Consider the following 21,413-nt stretch of genomic DNA (forward strand, 5'->3'; position numbering starts at 1 on the left):
TGATGCCAATTCATATATCTATCTATATATACGCATAAAGAGCCTTATTCGGGTATGAATAAGGCTCCGTTAATCAACATTTTTCAAAATAAATTCATATCGTATTCACCAATTAGCCACTTTAAGGACCTCAGCTATGGCGTACATCCTGCCAAACACTTTGCTTTAATGCCAATTAATCCTGGGCAATCAGTCCATATCTGCCGTCATTCCGTTTGTAGACGACATTCACTTCTCTCGACTCCGTGTTGGAGAATACGAAGAAATTGTGGCCCAGCAAATCCATCTGCAAAATCGCTTCTTCCACGTCCATCGGCTTCAGAGTAAAACGTTTCGTCCGGACAACTTCCAGACCGTTGTAATCCTCCTCTTCCGACTCCGTTTCCACCAAGAGCGAACCATCCAAAGGTTCTTCGACGGAAAGCCCTTTAAGACCGGATTGGCGTCTGCGGCTTACTTTCGTTTTGTACTTACGAATCTGACGTTCAAGCTTGTCCACTACCGCGTCAACCGAGCTGTACATATCATCGCTCTTATCCTCTGCCCGGAGCAGTACGCCCGGAAGCGGAATCGTGACCTCAACGGTGTGTACGCCTTTAGCTACACTTAACGTCACATTTGTATCAGAGGTGGGGGGTGCATCAAAGTATTTCTCTAGCCGGCTAAGCTTCTTGCTCACGTAATCACGCAAAGCACCTGTAACTTCAATCTGCTGACCTCGAACACTTAGTTTATCCATAAAGCACGCCTCCTTTGCTCCTTCATTATACCACATTGTAATCGCTGTGTAAAAAAGTTGGCGGGCCGTTCAGGCAGGACAGGAGACCGGAATCAGGAGCGGAACAACCTGCTGATAAACAAAGAAAAGACCCCATTTCTGAGGTCTGCATCTACGCTAAGCGATTCAATTGTTAACCATCAATACCATTATATGTAGGTCGGCCTGGCCGGGATGATTATAATTTGATAACGTTAGCCGCTTGCGGTCCGCGTGCACCTTCGACGATGTCGAATTCCACGTCTTGTCCTTCTTCGAGCGTTTTGAAGCCTTCAGATTGGATTGCGGAGAAGTGTACGAATACGTCTCCACCTTCAGAAGTTTCGATGAAGCCATAGCCTTTCTCTGCGTTAAACCATTTAACTTTACCTTGCATGCACTAACATTCCCTTCATTGTCAAATAAGTGAGTCAGTCCCACATCTCGAATATACCACCCGGTCCCCCGCAACGTCAATCGGGGTAAAAACAGTTTAATTGTAGGTAAATGTAGAAAACTGTCTTTTCCGCTGTCTTTCGCAAGGAGACGCATGTTTTTGTGACGTAAACAAAATGGAGCCTGTACTTATGATTAAACCGGAAGGGCGAGGGTGAAACAGAACATTAAAAAATTATGATTTAATTCCAATAAAACAACAACTGAATTCATATTTGATAACTTTCTAAAATTTGTATTAAGTCGCTGGAATCTCTTAATTCTTTTACTAAATCGTGATGGAAAACGGAGGGGAAATAATTCAAGGAAATATTGCAATATCCATCTAAACGCAATGCATGATGCTTATCGCTTTCCGAATAGTAAATATCAATTTTAGTATCCGGATTATTTCGCCCCTCAATTAACTTACTTAAATCTAAATAGTAATCTACTACATCACTCGGAATGTTTCGAACCTTTTTCATCCACCTGCTTTCCCCCATTTCCGAGAATAGCTTCTCGCCAATAAAAGTTTGTGGATTAAATGCTACTACTTGGGTTTTTGTCTTTAGCAACAAGCTAAGAAGAATTGCGGCATATCCTCCCATCGAGTTGCCCACCAATATCACTTTTCGGGCTTGGGACTGCTCAATCAAGCTATCTAAGTATTGGGCTAACTGCTCAATATTAGATATGGATCGTGTCTTTAATCCGTAATGGTACCATGCTTGACTAAAATCACGAATAAATATTCTTTTCGACTGAATTTCCCTGGAGATATTATAAAATTCAAAGAATGGAATACCAAGACCGCTTTTCACACCTCCGAAGTAAACATATAAATATTTACTCTGAGTTGTATAATCAATTACAACCTTTTTCTCCTCTTCATTTATATACTTCTCAACTAACAAAGCATTACAACTGTTAATCCAAAATTCAAAATCCACTATGAGTGAACCCCAACAAATAATTTATCATTCTCTAAAAGATGCGCTTTGGCCTGCTCAATAAGTTCCTCGTTAATATCAGTACACGAGTTCTTATAAGCATCCATCAGTCTTTCAAAATAATACGATGATTTCCTTATATCCCCTTCTACTTTATACATAAATCCGAGATTAAACAGTGTTTCTGGATGATCAGGACGCAGAATGTAGTCCTCCCGCAACAATAAAATTGCCTTTTTTATATCATTATTAACAAAATGATAGGAGGCTTTTAGAGTAAGAAGTTCTTTATCATCACTTGCTTCTTTCGCATATTCATCAATTGCATGTGCTGCTTCATCAATAAAACCTTGTGTAAGCATATTATTTATGTTTGATTTAATAGTATTTCTGATTAGTAATATGTCATCGTCAATACTTTTATTGAGGAATTCACCTTTCTTATCTCTCCCTTCCCATAATGCGTCAATAGCCTGCCATACTCTAATGGAAGAAGAGCTATCTTGATAGTGGTGAACAATAGACTTAACATAATTCCGTTGCTGTTTAAAGTAATCAAGATTCGTAATTGATTTAATTATTTCTGATTGCAAATCAGATTGCGTACCTACTATCGGGCCTGGAGCCCAAAAATCATATGGTGACAGCCATAAGCCCCTGGTAGAGTTATATTTTTCTAAATCACTCGGAACGAACATCACTGGCCGATCTAATAAAAGGAAATCCATATAGACTGAAGAATAGTCCGAAATCAGCATATCAGCAGCATTTAAAATATCATACGTGCCTGTATCCGTTTCAGCTAACTTTTCCTCTGTCAGGAAGTAAATACTTGGACTTAAAAGTTCTTTCACTTTATCCGCAACAAGTCTTTCCTCAAAATAATGCAGTTTTACCACCATTAACATATTATTCTGCTCTAAAAATTCCTCGAATTTATGGAAATCAAAGTATTCAATTCCAAATATGTTCTGCCAAGAGCGCCCACCATCACTTTTGTTAAGGTTAACGTACTGATCTCTCCAAGTAGGCATATAATAGATAATTTTTTTATTAGAGATATCTCTATTTAATATGCTTTGTAGTCTATCTCTTCCTTTGGAGTTAAACAAAGCATCGTTCCTTGGCATTCCCGTAACTTTATATGCCTCTCCAGTAACATGAAACCCAGCATTGACCATTGCACTACAAAAAGGTGAGTAGGAAGCAATCATATTAATATTTTTAAAATAATAGTAAAGATATTCTCTACTATTTTTAATTGATCTTATTGTTGTCTCCATTGCCCCAGTAGTTTTCGGGCCAAATCCATGCCATAATTCTATATTTAATTGATAAGGTGTGGGTATATAATCCCTATGAGTCGTCACAACTATTTCACTATCTACAATCTCCTCTGGACCTTGTGTATAAAAATCGCTTACTAAAAGTTCCACATCATACTTTTCAGAAATGAAGTCAGGAATATTTTCATATAATGCTCTGCAATTACATCCGGCCCTCGTATGATTAATTAACTTTACTCTTGGCTTAAACTTTTTATTATTCAAATTGTAGCCCTCCAATATTAGTAACTCTTCACCTGTTGTCTTACTACAATATTTTGTCCGTCTAAAAAATCTCCAGATGCAGGGATTAAGCTACGAACAACACCCGCTATATCTTCTGGTTGCATAATAGTAGAGGGATCTTCGTTAGGAGCCAACTTTTTACGTAGATCTGTTGCACATCTCCCTGGCGAAACGCAATATACCTTTATCCCGTACTCTTTCAACTCTTCAGACAATGTCTCCGAGAAATTAATAACTGCTGCTTTTGAAGCAGCGTAAGCACTCCAACCTGGTCTTGCACTCATCCCAGCAGTAGAAGAGATGTTAATAATCTTTCCGCCGGAGCTTTTCATTGTTTTGACTGCCTCTTTGGTTATCAGAAACATAGAACTCACATTTACTTTAAATGTTGTTTCCCAATTCTCAATAGTTGTCTCTAAGATAGAGCGTGGTTCAACGTAACCCGCGCAATTAATAAGAATGTCAGCATCGTTATCTTTAAATAACGATGCTAACTGTTCTTGAGTCTCTTCTATATTTGCAAAGTCAATAGAGTATAGTTCAACCAGGCTAGAAGTATCCATAAAGCCTTTTGTCTTTTCTAATTCAGTAATAGATCTAGAAATTAAAATAAACTTCTCAATGCTCCGCTCGCTCTTACTCAATTCTATGGCTATAGCGCGTCCTATACCTTTGCTAGCACCAGAAATTATGCAAGTTTTCATATGCTCATTCTCCAATAAAATATTCTTGATAAATGGTAGGAGCTATTTTGAAATCGAAAGGAGTGGTTATTTTTAAATTATAATCATTACCTTTCATGATTTTTATACTTGCTCCTGAATGTTCAAACAGCAAACTTGCATCCTCAGTGAAACTATTTTTATTATTAGCAACAGCCCAATTATGAGCAGATTTTAGTTCACTCACATTGAACTTTTGAGGCAACTGAACATTAATTAATTCCGAACGCTTTAAATTTTCAATGATATAACCTTCACCTTTCAGAACAGTAAATGGAATATCTAAAGCATAGGTTATGTTCTCCTCAGAATCTTTCATAATATTCATAAAATCTGAGACCGTCACAAACGGTCTGGCAGCTTCATGAATAATGACACTTTCATTCCTCACATGTTCGAGTGCTTTAAATGTTGACTCTTGTCTTGTTTCCCCACCTGCAATACATAATATATTTTTCTTTAGTCCATATACTTCAATCAATTCAAGTGTTCTCTCAATATATTGCTCCGGACAAGATATAACAACTTCTTCTATTTCAGGAATATGCTCGATCTTTTCTAAAACATGGACGATTATTGGTCTGCCATATAGCAAAAGAAACTGCTTTGGAATATCCTGTTTCATCCTTGTACCCTGACCACCAGCCAGCAAGATCATACTTGTTTTCTTCATACTCTATCTCCCAACAAGTGAATATTATAAAGACTTAAAGTTCAATTTATATATAATATCGACATCTATTCGATATTTATTGACATTTTCTGTTGTAAATATGTTTGGAATTATATTCTTAGTCTATTTTATATCAATTAAACTAGTATTTTTGCCGATAAATAAAGGGGAGTAAGCGTATCACAAACTATAAAGGGTATATCGAAAGGGCATAAAACATGAGCCAAAAATTAAAAATTACGATGTTTAAAACCGCTAATTCAGGATCAAATACTTATTTCTTGAACCAGAATATCCCAAATGATATCAAAACCAAATATAATATCCGCCTAATTACCAACGAAGACGCAGAACGTGACCCTCATCTCCACGACTCGGATATCTATATCAACACTCATGGACAATACATGTCCTCTGAGGAGAAAATCAATATTGAGCTTTGGCACGGTTTTCCTCTTAAAGGCATGGCCAAGATGGATATCCAGGAAACGGCCAGCTCGGAGAAAATTCACCATTACTGGTCCCAGCTCGATAAAATTATGTCTTACTCTCCGCTGTACAACACGCTGATGAATGCCTGTAACGGCGCACGTATTACACAGTACAGCATAACGGGAATGCCAAGAAATGATGCTTTGTTTAATGCTGACAGCCGGGACAAGCTGCTGAAGTTCTTTCCTGAGCTGAAAGATCATAAAGCGGCTTTCTTTATGCCCACCTTCCGGCGTTCTGTCATTACCCCCAAGAAACTCGAGGGCGGAAAGGATTTTCATAATATATTCGGCTTTGAATCTTTTGATAAACACTCTTTTCAGAGCTTCCTAACTAAAAACAATTTAAAATTTATAGTTAAACTTCATCCTTTTGAAGAGGCCTTCTATAAGCAGGATATAGAAGAATGGAAGAAATACGGTCTTCTGTTCCTCACAGATGAGATGCTTAAGCGGCATGCGCTTGACTTGTACGAGCTTTTAGGCGCTGCAGATCTATTAATCACGGACTATTCTTCGGTTTATTTTGATTATTTACTGCTGGACCGTCCGATTCTGTTTTTACCTGTGGATCTCCAGGAGTATCAGCAAACAAGAGGTTTTCTGATTGATCCCTATGACTTCTGGGCACCAGGTCCAAAAGCCTTAACACAAGATGAAATGCAGCAAGAAGCCGCCAAGCTGTTAGGGGAAAAATCCTACTTCGAACAGGAAAGAGAAACCATAAAGAAGATGGTTCATTCGTTTACGGACAATAAATCAACGGAGCGGGTTTGGAAGGAAATCGACAAGACTGTGAGTGAGGTTTTTCAACAAAGAAGGGAAGAACAGAATAAGAAAGCCGAGATGGAAGAGCTGCAAGGCAAAGTTCGCGATCAAATCTCGAAATATATTGAGCAAGGTTCCCTGGAACTGGCTGAGCAAACCATTAAAGAGTATGAGCAGAGCTCAGGTACGGATGCTCCTATTTTGTCTATTAAAGGGATTTTGTACTTTTTACAAGGAAAAACAGACGCTGCAATCGACCTGCTTACCGCAGGCCACCGCTTATACGATAAAGATGCGCATATCATGTTTAATCTCGGCTACATTTACCAGTCGGTCGGCAATCTAAATTCAGCATCGCATTACTATACATTGGCTATGAAGAACAGCACTGAACCTGAGCTGCTGGAAGCAGCACGTCAGCAGGTGGCCCAGCTTAGTTAGTGAAGGGGGATTAAACATGAAAAAGGTAATCACTTACGGAACGTTCGATCTTCTTCATCATGGACATATTCTGCTGCTGCAGCGGGCCAAGGCGCTTGGCGACCATCTGACCGTTGCCTTATCGACAGATGAGTTTAATAGGGGGAAAGGCAAAGATTCCTTCTTCCCCTACGAGCAGCGCAAGCTAATTCTCGAAGCTATAAAATATGTTGATGAGATTATACCGGAGTGTTCCTGGGAGCAAAAAATAGCCGATGTTCAGAAGTATAAGATTGACACCTTTGTTATAGGGGACGACTGGAAAGGCAAGTTTGATGATCTCAAGCCCTATTGCGAGGTTGTCTATCTTTCACGAACCTCCGATATCTCCTCTTCACAGATTAGGGAATACTATAAAAATCATCTGGTAATTTGAACGAAGAAGGGAGCCTCACCGTGGGTTTATTATCTTTATGTATGATTGTAAAGAATGAAGAAAAAGTACTGGAGCGCTGCCTTAACAGTGTTAAAGATACGGCAGACGAAATGATTATTATTGATACCGGCTCTACGGACCATACAAAAGAAATCGCCAGAAAATTCACTGAACATGTCTATGATTTTGAGTGGATTAATGATTTTTCAGCTGCTAAGAATGAAGCCCTTAAACGTGCAACCGGGAAATGGATCCTCGTTCTGGATGCAGATGAATATTTGACAGCCAGCGATGCACAGAAAATGATCGAGTTTCTTAAAACCCAGGAGCCTCAGCCTCATGTGGTTTATAATCTGTCCATTATTAATTATACCGGTACCGAAAAGAGCGGAAATATGATGGAAAGCTCTGCCGACCGTCTCTTCCCTAACTTTATGGATATTTGGTTTGAACGCCCTATTCATGAGCAGCTTGTTTCGTCAAGACCTGGAGTGCAAGTGCGTTTCTCTCATGTGCCCTTTCGCATCTTTCATACAGGCTATTTGCAGGAGACCATTAAAGAGAAGGATAAGCATACCCGAAACATGGAGATCTTTGATCTCTTCAAGGAGAAACATGCCTTCGATGCCTATGACCACTTCACATTAGGGAACGAGTATCAGGCAAGCGGCAATTTCAAGAAGGCTGCAGAGTGCTATCAAAATGCTGTAAATGGCACTAATACTAAGAAAAAGGCTTGGTATCCTCATGCATTGATCGGACTCATTAACGCCAAATTTAAGCTGGATGAGCTGACGGAATCCTGGCGGCTTATCGAGGCCAACTTGTCCTTCTATAAGGACTACCCTGAGTATTATACGATTAAAGCCATGCATTATGAATTTCTTGGCTGGCTTGATGAGGCTATCACTCATTATAAAGCAGCAATTGACCATGCCGAAAGTATGGCCAAAACTAAAAATATATTCTGGCTGGTAAGCCCTGACTATGGAAGCCGAATCCCTCTTGAACGCCTATCCGAGTTATCGTTCCGTCTGAACCGCCCTTCGGAGGGAATCTTCTGGCTGACAAAGCTTCTGATGAATCAGCCTTATCAGCTTCACCTTCTAATCAAGCTTCTGGACTGGCTAAGCCAAAACGAGGATACCGCTTCTATCCGAAGACTCCTTGATGGTATGTACAAATTAGATGACTCTTCCGATCTTCTTCTGTTGATGCAGGCGGCGTTAGCTGTCGGCCAGTTGGATTTGTTCAAGCATTACAGCTGCCTTCTAGCTGATCCAATTGAACTTAGACCTGCTGATCAGCTGCGGCTCGCCATATTGGAAAATGATCAGGATAAATGGGAAGCCATCGTTAGACGTATTAGCCGTACTGAAACGAGCGAGACCCTCATACGGCACTTGCAGCTCGGGGCCTTGATCTGGAAAGAGCCTGTTCCATCGGTTAACTCATTAATTGATGATCCGGACGAGCTGATTAAAGCAGCTGCTCAGGTTGTCAATCAGGTCATCCATGACGACGGGCAGACTAATGAGGAGCTGCTGGATTCCTGCTCTGTTCAGTTATTTAACTTGACCAAAGATTTGTATCTGCTTAAACAATATGAAGCCTATGATTTCTTCATCAGCAAGGTTCAGCATCCAAAGCTGGTTAACAGCTTGGCTAACTATTTTTACAGCCGGAATCAGCTGGAGACCGCTGTTGCCTACTATTCTATTCTCTATAATAAAAATAGTTTGGAAGCAGAAAGCTGTGAAAACCTTGGCATGTACTACTTAAGCCAGAATATGCTTGATGAAGCTGCAGAATTCCTCCATATGGCCATAAAGCTGGATGATAAACGCAAATATCTTTATTATTCTTTCATTCGCTGTCTCCAGGGGCCCCTTCAGCAAGAAGTAATCAACCAGTTTCGAGAGAAATACCCGCAATATATCCGGCTGCCTTTTATAAAACTCCTTTAAATGCTGTAAATACAAAAAAGATAGGGACCGAATGGTCTCTATCTTTTTTGCTTACTTTTTTGAATCGAAGAAGCTGCTGCCCACTGTATAAGCCGCATTATAGGAGTTCTTCTGAAGCTGAGAAATTCTTATCTTCTTCAAGCCTTGAGCAGCCTCATTCTTTAACTGCTCCATCCGGCCTACAATAATTTCATCAAACTGTTTTAACTGCGCTGCAATTTCTTTCTCTTGTTCGGTCAAACCATTTGAATTATTTATCTTATTGACTACAACTTGTCTTTGAAAGACCAGTCTCTCCAGATCCGTTGTCGTAGCTTCATTAATATTTTCAGCCAATCTGGAGGTAGTCATATATAATCTCTGCAGTTCTTCAAGCATGCTGATTGATTTCCTTTGCTGTAGAACTGGAATCGGCAAGTTTAATAGCTTCTTTCCAGGCTTCGCGAAGCTCTTTAAGATGCTCCACTACTTCTCTGCAGAAAGGAACCTCTTTCTTAATATTCCCCTGCATCAGCTTATAAATCATATATTCATAAATTTGCGACAAGCTATTGGCTAATGGATATTTAAAATCCAGTGATGCCGTCAGCTCGTGAATAACAGCCTGAGCTTTACAAAGAAATAAATTGGCCTGATCATACCGCTTATTCTCTATCCCCTCAATCCCCTGGTTAATAAAGCGGATAGCTCCATCATATAACATGATGAGCAGCTGTGCTGGTGTAGCAGTTTGAATGGAAGTTTGTTGGTATTTAAGCAATGCTGGATTCTGCACTTCCTAATCCCTCCTTAATTCTTATGAAAATGCGCTGGCCTGACTATTATAGCTGTTGATCGCTGTTTCCATCGCAGTAAACTTTGCGTAATAACTGTCTTCTAACCGGTCTAGTCGATCTTCTTCATCGTCGATAGAATCACTTAAATTGCGAAGCTGTTCACTCAGAGTTGAATTCTCCAAGAAACTTGCCGTTAAGGAAGTACTTGTAGTTGAAGTACCTGCTTTAGCGGATAAAGAACTTAAAGAAGTCGAAAGAATTTTGGACATTCGGGTGAAAATACCGGAAGATGTGCTGGTCACACTCTGATCCGTACCGCTCTTTGTAAATAGCTCAACAACTGCATCTGGATTTGTTTCAAGAGCTTCCATTAATGCTTCTTCATCTTTAATGACCAATTTCCCTTTATCATACCAGTCACCTGTTGTAATCCCTATAGAGTTTAAGCTCATGGATCCAGCAGAGGTTTGGACGGCCGCCATGGAAGTAAGCCGCAAGCTAGACGCCGTAGAGCTCAAAATGCTGTCGTTATAAAGAAGGCCGCTCTTTGCCTTGGTTTCCCAAAGCTCAATCTGATCATCCGTCATCTCTTCCCGCTGCGCGTCTGTGAGTGGCTGATAGTCCCGGTAAACCTCTTGATCCAGCTCGTCATTCAGCTTGTCAACCAAAGTGTTATAGTCTGAAATAAAAGACTTAATGGTTTCCATAATTTTACTGGTATCTGTCGAGGTCGTTACAGTAGATGAACCGTTCGAACCCGAAACTGCATTTAAAGTCAACGAAACATTATTTACAGTAAACGTGTTGCTGGTATAGGTCATATCCAATCCATTGATATTGACCTCTGCGTTAGATCCGGAAGTATATGTCAAACCTTCAAAGTCTCCGCCCCACTGGATATTGCCGCCGGATTTACTGGCCAGGGAAATTTTCCCTGTTGTTTGGTCGTACGTTGCCGTTACGTTGGCCGTGCTGCTGGAATTAATATTTGAGATTAAATCATCAATCGTATCGGTCGATGAGTAGGAAATACTTGCGCCATTGACTGAAATGGTACCCCCGCTGGTATTAAATCCCGTTAATCCGGATACAGCAGTATCGGAAGCTGTGTCCGCTGTTGCAGCTGCCAATGAAACTGAGTTGTTTACAGAGATTGGTTTTGAATCAGAACTAAAGTCCCCACCCAAACTAACCTGGCCCTCACCCAAAGTTTTGTTGGTAATAGAGATTTTACCCGTCGTTTGATCATAGATGGCCGTTACTTTGGCAGCCGACTTAGCGTTAATATTATCGACCAGATCCTGTATCGTATCAGTTGCGGATATAGAAATCGACTGGCCGTTTACTGTTACAGAACCCGAAAATCCCGCGTTCAAGGATGTTAAGGCTTCGGAAGCATCAGACCCTTTAACCCCAGTATCAATAATGACATTTGCTGCTGTAGCCAATTTATTTACCGTAACGTTCATTGTACCAGTTGAAGAAGCTCCGTTTGCCGTTGCGGTAACTGCACTCGTGTTCCCTGTAACCACGGATTGCTTTGCATTGATAGCACTGGATAACGAATAGTTATGCAGTTTATTATTTCTAAAATCAACAAGAGATGTACTTACCGTACGGTATTCTTCTTGAGTCCAGGTTATTTTAGTCTGCTGCTGATTCAGTTTGTCCAGCTTCGTCTGTTCGGTTGACATCAATTGTTCTACAAGTGAGTCAATATCCAGACCCGAAGAGAAGCCGGAGATTCGGGTAACATTACTCATATTTTCCCTCCTATACCTTCTTATCTATTAAAATTCCCGCCACTTCCATAAGTTTAGAAATTGCATCCAATGTTTTTTCCGGTGGAACTTCTCGAATCACTTCGCCAGTGTCTTTATTAAGCACCTTTACCATAATGGCGTGTGTTTTCTCATGTATAGATACTTCTAGCTCTCTATCTGGCCCCGATAATGCCTTCAAGGCATTGTCGACCATCTTCATCTTTTGCTCTTCCCCTATAGTCAGTCCAGTAGTCAGTCCAGCTTCCTGAGCTTGAGTCACTTGATTAACAGGATCCTGGCTCTGTTCTGTATGATTCTCGGATGTAAGGTTGACTGATTCTTTCGTTATTGCGTTCTCCTTCATGGGCAGGGAATTGCTGCCATACGGAGGAATATTCACAATTAATCAGCTCCATTTCATAAAATATCCTTTATATATATATCGGCAAATTAGTCAAGCCATTTTATAATATTCGAGAGAAATTAGCTATTTAAACGTGTTTTAGCCTTCTCGTAGCCTAGGTTTGCAGCTTTCTGAAAACACTCAACCGCTTTTCCCTTCATTCCTAATACTTCGTAGTAGTTCCCCAAGTTATACAAAGCCGCATAGGAGCCCGTTCCCTCAACGCTGTCATAAACTGCGGTTTCGCCTATCTCCAGACAGCGCAAGTAACTTTTCTCGATCAAAGGCAGATCCTTTATTCTCTGTTCCGGGCTTAGCATAATCCAGTCCAAATAAAAGATTCCACAAACAAAATGGTAATCAGGAAAATTCTGCAGCCAGGAGTGCTGCGGCTGAATAATATCCCAAGCCTCTTCTAACTGACCCAGCTTTATTAAAACGTATAAGTAAGCAACGACTACGTTAGGAGCATATCTCTCCTTGCCGGATAACAGCTTATAGGCCTTCTCATAGTAATGCTTCGCTTGCGCATAATCGGAAGTCCCTTCAAACTCCTTAGCCAGTTGGTAGCAGTAATAGGGGCTTTCCGGATGTGCCTTGAGCTCCTGCTCTAAAATCGGAATATTCCGCGCAGATTTATTCTGGTTTAAATAACCGTCATGGTGTACGGTGATCGGGAGGTCGACTCTCCTCCATTGTTCACTTATCTGTTCATGAATTTTGCCTTGAAACCTAACACCAGCCGGCAGTAAACGCGGTATTCTGTTGGTTGCTTTACTGAACTCCCCGTTAACAATCGTCTCGTTAACTATGGTAATTCTTCCTACAAATTCGGCTGGAGACTGCACTGTCAAAAGGGATTTTACCTTCTCCCAATCCGCTTCATGGATATATTCATCTGCATCCAAAATCAGGTTCCAGTCTGCTGTCGACTGCTGAAGTCCAAAATTCCGGGCAAGCGAAAAATCCTGTGTCCATTCAAAATCATATACCTGTGCTTTCCACTTCTCCGCAATTTGCTTCGTTTGGTCGGTAGAGCCGGTGTCCACAATGATGATCTCATCTACCATTGATGCAGCACTCTTTAAGCAGCGTTCCAGAACTGTTTCTTCATTCTTAACGATCATGACTAACGCGATTTTAATCATCTTAAATCTCCTTAGTTTATTGCATTGAGCTGTCCTTCCTATAAAAAGAAAGAGGCCTTAGATAATCTAAGGCCTCTCGAACTTCTCGTATCAAAGAGCGAATTAACGAAGCAGGGACAATACGCCTTGAGTAGAGGAGTTTGCTTGTGTCAGCATGGATTGGGAAGCTTGCAGCAAGATGTTGTTCTTGGTCAGCTTAACCATTTCACTAGCCATGTCTGTATCACGGATACGGGATTCAGCTGCAGTCAGGTTCTCTACAGTAGTTCCCAAGTTGTTGGAAGTATACTCCAGACGGTTTTGTTTAGCACCCAGTTTAGCACGCTCGGAAGCAACTGCAGTGATTGCATCTGTAATGCTCTCGAGGGAAGTACCGGAGTCCAAACCGCTGAAAGAACCAGTGGAGATAGAGTTAATTGAGATAGTAGTACCAGTATCATCAGTCACAATGTCTACACCTTTAGTGATAGAGATACCGTTAAACGTAGTGTTTGTCATAATCTTGTCGATTTGCGCGCCAAGTTCAGACAACTCTTGGTCGATGTTAGCTGTGTCATCGCTGGAGTATGTTCCGTTGGATTTCTCAACGTTCAGCTCTTTCATACGAGTCAGCATGGAGCTTACTTCGTTCATCGCGCCCTCAGCTGTTTGTACGTAAGAGATACCGTCTTGAGTGTTGCGTTGAGCTTGCTCCAAACCACGGATTTGACCGCGCATGTTCTCGGAGATGGAGAGACCAGCGGCGTCGTCAGCTGCACGGTTGATGCGCAGACCGGAAGACAATTTCTCCATGGATTTGTTAGCTTCAGTGTTGTTAAGGTTCAAGTTGCGCTGAGTGTTCAACGCGGCAATATTGTGGTTGATAATCATTGGTTATTTCCTCCCTGAAATAAGTAAATTCCCACATCCATGTGGTTTCGGCTTTCTCAACCGGATCGGCCGCCCCGGCGATTGGCTCTAACTAATATATCGACCAAAATTTCGTAATTTGAATAGCTTAGGCCAAAATAATCAATCTTTTTTTTCGTGAAATTGCTTGAATTGACTCAGCTGTTTTACGTCCATTGCAGCCTGCTGATTGCTCTGCTGAATGGCCTCAAAGATCTCTTTTCTATAAATATCTACATTCTTCGGCGCGGAAATGCCAAGCTTAACCGTTTCTCCATCTATAGCAAGCACGGTTATCTCAATGTTCTCATCAATAACGAGCGTTTCTCCTTTTTTCCTTGATAAAACGAGCATTACAGTTCCCCGCTTTCCTTATGTGTTGACTCTTGTCCCCATAGAGGGGTCCGTGTTGTATAAGCCGTATTTTGAAGGACAACTTGTTTGCCTGCTTTAGTTTCAACGTTAAAGAGGACTGGAGCTACTAAATTAACGCAGACTTTCTCCTTTTGGCTGTGCCAGGTTACAATGCACCTTACGGCAATCTGCGTCTCGTCCTTGATCTGAAGCTCATTTAGCGCATCTTCCGGAACCTCAAACTCATAATCCTTGATATATGGAAAAGGATCAACCAGAATAAATGCAGTCTCTTCTTCCTGAAGCGATTGCAGGACACTAAAGTGCTCATCATGATGGTGCAGCTCAAACTGAGTCAGGTGCGGAAAGCCTGGAATGCCTTTAGGGAACTGAAGCAAGCTTTCATTGATAACTCCCGTGCCTGCATACTGATTAAATTGATGCTCCATATCTTTCACTCCTAAGTAATTGCTATTATTCCCTCTTAATTCTTCACTTTATAAAAAAGCTATGGACAAGACGTCCATAGCCGTATTTAACCTTCACGCTGTTTTATAACTATAAAGCTTCATTATCTCTGTCTTGCTCAAAGGTATCAGCTAAAAGGATTTAGCTAAAGACATTAGCTCATGAAATCGACCAAAGAGGTACTCATCACGCTTGAGGCAGCCTTCAGAGCCGATTCGTAAATCGTTTGTGCTGTCGTTACCTGAATCATCAGTTTATCAATGTCGGCATCCTCTGTATTAGCCTGCAATTCCGTAACGTTGTCTTCTTCCGACTCCAGACGGCTTTGCACGAGCTCTGCCCGGTTGGTGATCGCCCCTACTTCTGCGCGTTCCGCAAGCATTTTGCTTGTACGCGACTCGATGCCGGTAAGCTGATTGGCTAAATCCGTACTGTCTCCCGAATCCAGATCCTCAATAACCTTATCCATAAGATCGAAGACATTATCCGTATCCTGGCTGCTTCCGAAGAAATCAGAACCGCTTGAGTTAGCCTGCAGAGTTACCCCGCTTGTAATAGTATAACTAATTGCACCGGTATCTGTATCAATGTCTCCATAGCTTGTAACGGTGGAAGAAAGCTCGTACGGCTTCTTGTCGTATTGCTGGCCGTTAAAAATATATTTGTCATTTAACTGGCTGTTCCCCAGGTCGACCATCTGCTTCTTAAGTTCCTCAACTTCATTCTTAATCGATGTCCGGTCGGCCTCCGACATCGTATCACTTGAGCCCTGAACCACAAGCTCCTTCAGCTTGGTCATCACTTGTCCGGCCTGGTCCATGATGGAGTCTGTATAGTTCAGCAAGCTTAGCGAAGCATCGACATTCGTCTGATACTGGTCGTTGGATTTCAGCTCGGACCGGTATTTCAGAGCATAAGTTGCACCTACCGGGTCATCAGAAGCTTTGTTGATCTTTCTTCCCGTTGACACTTGCTCCTGCAGCTGATTCACGCTGTACATCGTGTTATTCAGGTTGCCCAGCAGCTGCGTATGCATCATACCAGAAGTAATACGTATTGCCATTGCTTATCCCTCCTATTTCACAGCACGTTATACGGCAGTTCCGTTGATCAGCTTATCCAGGATTTCATCATAGGTGGTCATAAACCGGGCGGAGGCGCTGTATGCCTGCTGGAACTTGATCAGATTACTCATTTCCTCGTCAAGAGAGACACCGCTCACCGATTGGCGGGAGCTGTCGACTTGGTCCACCAGGGTTTGGGAGTTCTCCAGTTCCCGCTGTGCGTCCTCGGTTTGAACGCCAAGCTGGCCCATGGTAGCAGATAAGTAATCGTTAATGGTTGTCGAATTGGTGCTGCTTACGCTGAATTTGGCGTATTTCAGATTCTCCATCAGCAAAGCAAGCGAGTTGTTGCCTGAAACGACCGTTCCGCCGCTTAAGCGCATTGAAGAAGCAATCAGGCTGGAGTCGTTCTGAATATCTGTGCTTAATGTAATGTTCGCTGCAGTCAATGTTCCGCCATCGCTGGCAACAAAGATATTGCCTCCGGCCTGGCCGCTCAAATTGTAGCCCAGCTTGTGGAGGCCGTTTATGCCCTGGACGGTTACAGTTAAATCACTGCTTAACGTCCGGTTGCCGTTAGCATCCGAATAAGTGACCCCGTTCAGGACAGTCCCTTCCGGAAGTACCGAACCTGAAGGAATCGTCACTTCTACATCGCCGTTAGCAATAGTATTAGCCAGCTGATTCATTTGAGTCTGATAATCGGTGACATAAGCTTTGGATTTGAAAAGACCGTTAAATTCACCGCTGGACAAGGTTCCGCCGTTATAGGCATCCTGAAGCGTCTGCAGCGACACCTCACTGTTAACCGTTTGGCCGGTCACCAGGACTTGTCCCCCAAAAGTGACTTCATACCCGTCAGCCTGCTCGGTTATCGATACGTTGCCCAGCTTGGAAAGCTGGTCGACATAATAGTCCCGCTTGTCTCTAAGATCGTTGGCGTCATCGCCAAGGCCTTCAATCTTCTTGATGCTGCCGTTCAGCTCAGCAATTTGGCTCAGATAGCCGTTGGCTTCAGTAGCCTTAAGAGTGACGCTGCTGGACAAGTCTGTATCCAGCTGACTTAATTTGGTGCTGATGTTATTGAGCGAATCCGTAAGTGCCAAAGTGGTTTGTTTGATAATGTTCCGGTTGGTCGTGTTATTAGGGTCGTTGCTGAAATCGGACCAGGCGTTCCAGAAGTTATCCAGAACCGTTTGAAGACCGGTATCCGAAGGCTCATTCATAATCGTCTGGATCTTGTCCAGATTACTGTATTGAATGTCCCAGCTGCCCAGTGCAGAGTTCTCGGAACGGTACTGGGAATCCAGGAAGGTGTCCCGGATCCGCTTGATCGAGGTAGCCTCTACCCCTGTTCCAATCTGCCCTGTGCTTGTTGAGCGCGATAAGCCGTAAGCTTCCATGGGGCTGCTTGCAGACATATTGACGACCTGACGCGTATACCCCGCCGTGTTTGCGTTGGAAATATTGTGACCTGTCGTATTCAGCGCTGTCGTCTGGGTCATCAGGCCCCGTTTGGAAGTTTCAATTCCATGAAAAGTTGAAGTCACTTTCTCGCCTCCATTCTAACCGCGTGCATCAAAAAATCCAGGCTTTGAAGCGCCCGCATTCTTCTCTGCCGGGTGCTGATAAATATGGCTGTTGTCATCCCGGTAGGATAACAGATCGATCGAGTAATCAATATAGTCAAGCGCCTGCTTAATCAACTGTTTATTCAGCTCGTTCAGGCGCTTTAATTTCAGCAATGTGGTGTGAAGCTTCGCTTGGGTTTCTTTGAGTTGAAGCTTAACCTCGGGATCAAATACAAGCCTGGACAGCTCGCTAACCGTAAGGTTAAGCTTCGATTTTATACCATGCTCCTGCAAAAACAAAAAGGTCTGATTGGTGCGCGATTGTTCCAGCTCTTCGATGATCTTAACCTGTTTGCTTTCACGGTTGACCAGTGCAATCACTTTGCTCACATCATTCTTAATGACAGCCTGTTTCTTCTCTTCGCCCAGTTCAATCAGATGAAGATGCGCTTCATTCAACTGTTCCATTAGGTCAATGATGGTATGAATAGCGGACATGTTACTCCCCATTTTTCAGATATTGAGTAAAATACGGTGCAAGCTTCTCGGCAATCTTGCCGGCTTCAACCTGATAAGTGCCTGAAGAAACTTGTTCTTTCAACTGTTGGATCCGTTCAGAATTGCCTGATTCTGCCGTCTTGTCGTTTGCTTTAAGCAGTTCCATTGCTTCGCTGGAGATGGAAACTTCATCTTTGCGTTTTGTCTTCTTATCGTCATTCGTACGCTGATTGTCAACTTGACGCTGATATGAATTAATGGCTCCGACACGGCCGGTTTCGTTAATTTTCATAACTAACTCTCACCTTCCTTTATCAAATAAAAAGCCGATAATCTTTACTAAGTTTATCGGCACAGACTGAAACATTATTAATAGTTAAATTTAACCGCTTTAGTCTTTCCGAAGCTTATTAACCGCCCCGTAGGTCGTAGGACCACCGTTCGATTCATCATCATTCATCGTCTTCGCTGCCTCATTCAAATCCCGGGTTAAACGGGCCCGGCAGCTTTCGCACATCGTGCCCTCGCGGAGCATCGTCGTTCCGCACACCTCGCACGGATACATCATTCCCGGGTTGTTCTCGATAGAGATGCGGCCCTCGCGAATAAATTTGGTAATTTGTCTAACGCTTACGCCCGTGGCCTCGGACAGCTCCTGCATATGGGCCCCTTTGTTCGCACGGAGATAAGTTTTACATTTATCGTATTCTGCTTCAATATCCTTAATGCAATTGCCGCACATTCCCATAAAGTTCTTTGCATATAGTTTGCCGCAGCGAGGACAATTATCCAGATTCATGCCATTTCCTCCACCCAAAAAAATGATAATAGCGGTTGCTCGTATATTAAATGAAATCATCCTACTAATGCAAGTCTTCGTTCTTACTTCCATATATATCGGCAGATCATTTGTCAAAGTTAATCAGGACCGCGCCCAAGTCAAACTATAAATTTCCGATTGTCTTCCAAGGGCTGATGCCAGGCTCTCCAGCTGGGACGAGCAGGCTCCGATCGTGCTGCCTGTGGTGTAGATGTCATCGACCAGCAGGAACCGGAGGATACGCTGGGGATCCAGTACGGGTTCAGTTGTTGAAAAATAGTCCCTGCGCCTTCTGCTTCCGCTTCCGCCGGCAAGCTCATGTCTCAGCAGGTCAGCGGCGTCTGCACGGGGAACGAAAGCCTTTTTCATATCCTGCAGGCGTTCGGACCTCGATTTGAGGCTTTGCTTCTCCGTGTCGCGTGAACGTTCCAGCAGCGGGACAAACTTAACTCCGGCGTCGCTGGCGACCGCCTTGGCCAAAACCTCCGCCTGATTGAACCCCCGTTCAAGCAGCCTTGACGGACTCACGGGCACACAGGTCACCAGATCGATGCGCCAGCTCCGGTTCCGCTGAATTTGACGCTGCTCCTCTTCCAAACGCTTGTACGCCCGGACCATCATTCTGCCAAATAAAGGGGCCAGGCTCTCCCGCCCCCGGTACTTATATTGGCCAAGCCATTCACGCATGCGGTCATTATAAGCCACGGCACTGCGGTTCAGTATGAACGAGCGATGCTCTGCCCAATCGCCCCTCGTGCAGTCCGGGCAGCCGATCCCTCTGCCGCATAGGGGACAGCGGGGAGAGGCAATCCATGGAATGGCAGCTGCACAAGCCAAACATAGTTCAGGAAATACCGCAGCTGGCTGCCTGATTGGGCTGCCGCAGCCCATACACAGGGATACCGGAGGCGCAAGCAGGGCAAGCAGCCGGGAAGCAATTGATTTTGAGGATGACATTCGATTATCGCTCCTTTTAAAAGGAAAATAAGCCTCCAGCAGAGCCCTTCAGCCTTTCAGCCGGGACTTTTATTCATCACAGCCTTTTTTCAAGTTAGGGCTTGGCTGCTCCAAGGTAGCCTTTGCGGTAGGCGATCCGGTTCATTTGGTTGATCTGGCGAATTGCCCCGCGCTGCGCTGAGGTTGACTGGCTGGAGAAGAATATAACCTTGCCGGCCGGATCCTCCTTTGATCTTCCGGCACGTCCCGCCATCTGCACCAGCGAGGCTTCATCAAATAATCCATTATCGGCATCCAAAATAAAAACATCGCTGCGCGGTACCGTCACCCCCCGCTCCAGGATGGTCGTCGTCACCAGGATTCGGATTTGACAGCTGCGGAAAGCCAGAACCTTGGAGGAACGCTGATTATCCTGAGAGGAGGTTCCTTCAATCGGAATCCCGGGAAGCCTGCGGCGCAGAAGCGCAAGCAGCGGTTCAATCTGCTGAATGCGGGAGATGAACAGAAAGATCTGCGCTCCTCTTCTTACGGAGACCTGCAGCTCCGAAAGCAGAATACCAGGCAGACGCTGGCGGCTGATGCTCTCGGCCGTGCCGGGCGTCTGAATCCGCCGGGGCACCGGCAGGGGGTGGCCATGAAAGCGGGCTGGAACCCTGGCTACTCCGCACCGCCCTGCCGAAGCATCCTGCTGCAGCCTCCGCGGCGGTGTAGCTGATAGAAATATGAAATGTCCCTTATCCTTACAGCACGCTTCCGCCGCATAAGCCAGCATAGGATCGTTATGGTAGGGGAATGCGTCCAGCTCATCTATAATGACCAAATCGAACGCTCCGCGGAACCGCAGCAGCTGATGTGTAGTCGCCAGCACCAGATTGCCTGTCTTCCAGCGGTCCTCGCTCCCTCCGTACAGCACACTCATGCGCTCCTCCGGAAAAACCTTGGCCAGCCTTGGCGCCAGCTCCAGCACCACATCCCTGCGGGGCGTGGCAACAAGAGCGCGGCCTCCCGCCTGCAGCACATAGGCAAGCAGAGGGAAAATCATCTCTGTCTTGCCGGCCCCGGTCACGGCCCAGAGCAGAAAGCGGCCCGGCCGGCCGGCGGCGGGGTGGGATGGGGCTGGGAGATCTGGCTGGGCTGGGCGCCCGGATGAAGAGAAGTGCCGATGCGGGGCAGAGCGCTCAGAGCGGAACGGGCGCCATGGATTTAAGCGCCAGGGAAAGGCTGGGCTCCTATGCAGGGCGGAGCGTCTGTACGGGGCAGACTGCTTAGTGCTGGGCGGGCCGCAGGGTGAGGCAGGCAGCTGGGACGAAGCTGCCTGCCTCAAGCGGGACGCGTGCCAAGGCCGGGCAGGGCGACGGGGCGAGAGGGATGCCCCGGCGAGGAACTGCAGCGCGGCGGCGGCTGCCTCGCGCTGCGCAGGGCTGAGCCCCCACCGGTCGAGCTCCTGACCGGTGGGGGCTGGGCGGGCCGCGGCGGTAAGATCGGAAGAGCAAAGGCCTGAACTCCGGGC

The 21,413-nt window shown here is 44.2% G+C and carries 24 protein-coding genes; 3 read left to right on the forward strand and 21 right to left on the reverse strand.

Annotated elements, in window-relative coordinates; translation table 11 throughout:
• Window positions 1-175: 175 nt before the first annotated feature.
• The 6 genes from hpf to FCN15_RS16955 form a co-directional block, all read right to left on the reverse strand.
• Entirely contained in the window at window positions 176-739 is a 564-nt protein-coding gene (hpf, locus tag FCN15_RS16930) for a ribosome hibernation-promoting factor, HPF/YfiA family (RefSeq protein ID WP_138496160.1), read from the reverse strand.
• A gap of 217 nt (window positions 740-956) precedes the next feature.
• Window positions 957-1,154 (reverse strand): cold shock domain-containing protein, encoded by a 198-nt coding sequence (locus tag FCN15_RS16935; protein ID WP_094094426.1) that lies wholly within the window; start codon window positions 1,152-1,154, stop codon window positions 957-959.
• A gap of 268 nt (window positions 1,155-1,422) precedes the next feature.
• Window positions 1,423-2,145, reverse strand: coding sequence for a YqiA/YcfP family alpha/beta fold hydrolase (locus FCN15_RS16940; RefSeq protein ID WP_162515393.1), 723 nt, complete (start codon window positions 2,143-2,145; stop codon window positions 1,423-1,425).
• Window positions 2,145-3,695: a CDP-glycerol glycerophosphotransferase family protein gene (locus FCN15_RS16945; RefSeq protein WP_162515394.1), complete on the reverse strand. Its 1,551-nt coding sequence runs from the start codon at window positions 3,693-3,695 to the stop codon at window positions 2,145-2,147. The genes FCN15_RS16940 and FCN15_RS16945 overlap by 1 nt, the downstream gene beginning before the upstream one ends.
• A gap of 17 nt (window positions 3,696-3,712) precedes the next feature.
• Window positions 3,713-4,420, reverse strand: a complete 708-nt coding sequence (locus FCN15_RS16950; protein ID WP_138496163.1) for an SDR family oxidoreductase — start codon at window positions 4,418-4,420, stop codon at window positions 3,713-3,715.
• 4 nt (window positions 4,421-4,424) lie between these two features.
• A complete protein-coding gene (locus FCN15_RS16955) occupies window positions 4,425-5,111 on the reverse strand; it encodes an IspD/TarI family cytidylyltransferase (protein WP_138496164.1) in 687 nt (228 codons plus the stop codon).
• Between the two features lie 218 nt (window positions 5,112-5,329).
• Here FCN15_RS16955 and FCN15_RS16960 point away from each other — a divergent pair, with 218 nt between their 5' ends.
• From FCN15_RS16960 to FCN15_RS16970, 3 genes are read left to right on the forward strand one after another with little or no spacing between them, the layout of a single operon-like run.
• Window positions 5,330-6,811, forward strand: coding sequence for a CDP-glycerol glycerophosphotransferase family protein (locus FCN15_RS16960; protein WP_138496165.1), 1,482 nt, complete (start codon window positions 5,330-5,332; stop codon window positions 6,809-6,811).
• A gap of 16 nt (window positions 6,812-6,827) precedes the next feature.
• Complete coding sequence (tagD, locus tag FCN15_RS16965; RefSeq protein ID WP_138496166.1) at window positions 6,828-7,226, forward strand: glycerol-3-phosphate cytidylyltransferase; 399 nt, start codon at window positions 6,828-6,830, stop codon at window positions 7,224-7,226.
• The gene (locus FCN15_RS16970) at window positions 7,223-9,193 is read left to right on the forward strand and encodes a glycosyltransferase family 2 protein (RefSeq protein ID WP_138496167.1); all 1,971 of its coding nucleotides are present in this window, start codon (window positions 7,223-7,225) and stop codon (window positions 9,191-9,193) included. Before tagD ends, FCN15_RS16970 begins: the two co-directional genes overlap by 4 nt.
• Window positions 9,194-9,244: 51 nt before the next feature.
• Here FCN15_RS16970 and FCN15_RS16975 read toward each other — a convergent pair whose 3' ends face one another.
• The 15 genes from FCN15_RS16975 to FCN15_RS17045 all read right to left on the reverse strand — a co-directional run.
• Complete coding sequence (locus FCN15_RS16975; RefSeq protein ID WP_138496168.1) at window positions 9,245-9,571, reverse strand: hypothetical protein; 327 nt, start codon at window positions 9,569-9,571, stop codon at window positions 9,245-9,247.
• Window positions 9,564-9,968, reverse strand: a complete 405-nt coding sequence (gene fliS, locus FCN15_RS16980) for a flagellar export chaperone FliS (RefSeq protein ID WP_138496169.1) — start codon at window positions 9,966-9,968, stop codon at window positions 9,564-9,566. Before fliS ends, FCN15_RS16975 begins: the two co-directional genes overlap by 8 nt.
• A gap of 21 nt (window positions 9,969-9,989) precedes the next feature.
• Window positions 9,990-11,732, reverse strand: a complete 1,743-nt coding sequence (gene fliD / locus FCN15_RS16985; protein WP_138496170.1) for a flagellar filament capping protein FliD — start codon at window positions 11,730-11,732, stop codon at window positions 9,990-9,992.
• 10 nt (window positions 11,733-11,742) lie between these two features.
• Window positions 11,743-12,096: a flagellar protein FlaG gene (locus tag FCN15_RS16990; RefSeq protein ID WP_138496182.1), complete on the reverse strand. Its 354-nt coding sequence runs from the start codon at window positions 12,094-12,096 to the stop codon at window positions 11,743-11,745.
• A 119-nt stretch (window positions 12,097-12,215) separates the two neighbouring features.
• The gene (locus FCN15_RS16995) at window positions 12,216-13,283 is read right to left on the reverse strand and encodes a glycosyltransferase (RefSeq protein WP_138496171.1); all 1,068 of its coding nucleotides are present in this window, start codon (window positions 13,281-13,283) and stop codon (window positions 12,216-12,218) included.
• A 102-nt stretch (window positions 13,284-13,385) separates the two neighbouring features.
• The gene (locus FCN15_RS17000; RefSeq protein WP_138496172.1) at window positions 13,386-14,153 is read right to left on the reverse strand and encodes a flagellin N-terminal helical domain-containing protein; all 768 of its coding nucleotides are present in this window, start codon (window positions 14,151-14,153) and stop codon (window positions 13,386-13,388) included.
• Window positions 14,154-14,294: 141 nt separating this feature from the next.
• On the reverse strand, window positions 14,295-14,525 hold the full coding sequence (gene csrA / locus FCN15_RS17005; RefSeq protein WP_138496173.1) for a carbon storage regulator CsrA: 231 nt from the start codon (window positions 14,523-14,525) through the stop codon (window positions 14,295-14,297).
• Window positions 14,525-14,974 (reverse strand): flagellar assembly protein FliW, encoded by a 450-nt coding sequence (locus FCN15_RS17010; RefSeq protein ID WP_138496174.1) that lies wholly within the window; start codon window positions 14,972-14,974, stop codon window positions 14,525-14,527. The genes csrA and FCN15_RS17010 overlap by 1 nt, the downstream gene beginning before the upstream one ends.
• Before the next feature lie 173 nt (window positions 14,975-15,147).
• On the reverse strand, window positions 15,148-16,056 hold the full coding sequence (flgL, locus tag FCN15_RS17015; RefSeq protein WP_138496175.1) for a flagellar hook-associated protein FlgL: 909 nt from the start codon (window positions 16,054-16,056) through the stop codon (window positions 15,148-15,150).
• Window positions 16,057-16,083: 27 nt separating this feature from the next.
• Entirely contained in the window at window positions 16,084-17,607 is a 1,524-nt protein-coding gene (gene flgK / locus FCN15_RS17020; RefSeq protein WP_138496176.1) for a flagellar hook-associated protein FlgK, read from the reverse strand.
• Window positions 17,608-17,622: 15 nt separating this feature from the next.
• Window positions 17,623-18,138 carry a flagellar protein FlgN gene (locus tag FCN15_RS17025; protein ID WP_338044383.1) on the reverse strand — a complete coding sequence of 172 codons (516 nt, stop codon included), beginning with the start codon at window positions 18,136-18,138 and terminating at the stop codon, window positions 17,623-17,625.
• On the reverse strand, window positions 18,128-18,418 hold the full coding sequence (gene flgM / locus FCN15_RS17030) for a flagellar biosynthesis anti-sigma factor FlgM (protein ID WP_138496178.1): 291 nt from the start codon (window positions 18,416-18,418) through the stop codon (window positions 18,128-18,130). The genes FCN15_RS17025 and flgM overlap by 11 nt, the downstream gene beginning before the upstream one ends.
• A gap of 99 nt (window positions 18,419-18,517) precedes the next feature.
• Window positions 18,518-18,925 carry a flagellar protein gene (locus FCN15_RS17035; RefSeq protein ID WP_138496179.1) on the reverse strand — a complete coding sequence of 136 codons (408 nt, stop codon included), beginning with the start codon at window positions 18,923-18,925 and terminating at the stop codon, window positions 18,518-18,520.
• 123 nt (window positions 18,926-19,048) lie between these two features.
• Window positions 19,049-19,903, reverse strand: coding sequence for a ComF family protein (locus FCN15_RS17040; RefSeq protein WP_138496180.1), 855 nt, complete (start codon window positions 19,901-19,903; stop codon window positions 19,049-19,051).
• 94 nt (window positions 19,904-19,997) lie between these two features.
• The coding region (locus FCN15_RS17045; RefSeq protein ID WP_238996727.1) for a helicase-related protein at window positions 19,998-21,413 on the reverse strand (1,416 nt) is incomplete at its 5' end.

It is taken from the genome of Paenibacillus pinistramenti (genome assembly GCF_005869875.1).
GTDB lineage: Bacteria > Bacillota > Bacilli > Paenibacillales > Paenibacillaceae > Fontibacillus > Fontibacillus pinistramenti.

Excerpts from the sequence above, each read along its gene's own strand:
- FCN15_RS16955 (WP_138496164.1), bottom strand. The coding sequence starts at position 5,111 with ATGAAGAAAACAAGTATGATCTTGCTGGCTGGTGGTCAGGGTACAAGG.
- tagD (WP_138496166.1), top strand. The coding sequence starts at position 6,828 with ATGAAAAAGGTAATCACTTACGGAACGTTCGATCTTCTTCATCATGGA.
- hpf (WP_138496160.1), bottom strand. The coding sequence starts at position 739 with ATGGATAAACTAAGTGTTCGAGGTCAGCAGATTGAAGTTACAGGTGCT.
- FCN15_RS16935 (WP_094094426.1), bottom strand. The coding sequence starts at position 1,154 with ATGCAAGGTAAAGTTAAATGGTTTAACGCAGAGAAAGGCTATGGCTTC.
- FCN15_RS17000 (WP_138496172.1), bottom strand. The coding sequence starts at position 14,153 with ATGATTATCAACCACAATATTGCCGCGTTGAACACTCAGCGCAACTTG.
- FCN15_RS17040 (WP_138496180.1), bottom strand. The coding sequence starts at position 19,903 with ATGTCATCCTCAAAATCAATTGCTTCCCGGCTGCTTGCCCTGCTTGCG.
- csrA (WP_138496173.1), bottom strand. The coding sequence starts at position 14,525 with ATGCTCGTTTTATCAAGGAAAAAAGGAGAAACGCTCGTTATTGATGAG.
- FCN15_RS16990 (WP_138496182.1), bottom strand. The coding sequence starts at position 12,096 with ATGAAGGAGAACGCAATAACGAAAGAATCAGTCAACCTTACATCCGAG.
- flgL (WP_138496175.1), bottom strand. The coding sequence starts at position 16,056 with ATGGCAATACGTATTACTTCTGGTATGATGCATACGCAGCTGCTGGGC.
- FCN15_RS17010 (WP_138496174.1), bottom strand. The coding sequence starts at position 14,974 with ATGGAGCATCAATTTAATCAGTATGCAGGCACGGGAGTTATCAATGAA.
- FCN15_RS17025 (WP_338044383.1), bottom strand. The coding sequence starts at position 18,138 with ATGGGGAGTAACATGTCCGCTATTCATACCATCATTGACCTAATGGAA.
- FCN15_RS16975 (WP_138496168.1), bottom strand. The coding sequence starts at position 9,571 with ATGCTTGAAGAACTGCAGAGATTATATATGACTACCTCCAGATTGGCT.
- FCN15_RS16960 (WP_138496165.1), top strand. The coding sequence starts at position 5,330 with ATGAGCCAAAAATTAAAAATTACGATGTTTAAAACCGCTAATTCAGGA.
- FCN15_RS16950 (WP_138496163.1), bottom strand. The coding sequence starts at position 4,420 with ATGAAAACTTGCATAATTTCTGGTGCTAGCAAAGGTATAGGACGCGCT.
- fliD (WP_138496170.1), bottom strand. The coding sequence starts at position 11,732 with ATGAGTAATGTTACCCGAATCTCCGGCTTCTCTTCGGGTCTGGATATT.
- flgM (WP_138496178.1), bottom strand. The coding sequence starts at position 18,418 with ATGAAAATTAACGAAACCGGCCGTGTCGGAGCCATTAATTCATATCAG.
- FCN15_RS17035 (WP_138496179.1), bottom strand. The coding sequence starts at position 18,925 with ATGAATCTGGATAATTGTCCTCGCTGCGGCAAACTATATGCAAAGAAC.
- FCN15_RS16995 (WP_138496171.1), bottom strand. The coding sequence starts at position 13,283 with ATGATTAAAATCGCGTTAGTCATGATCGTTAAGAATGAAGAAACAGTT.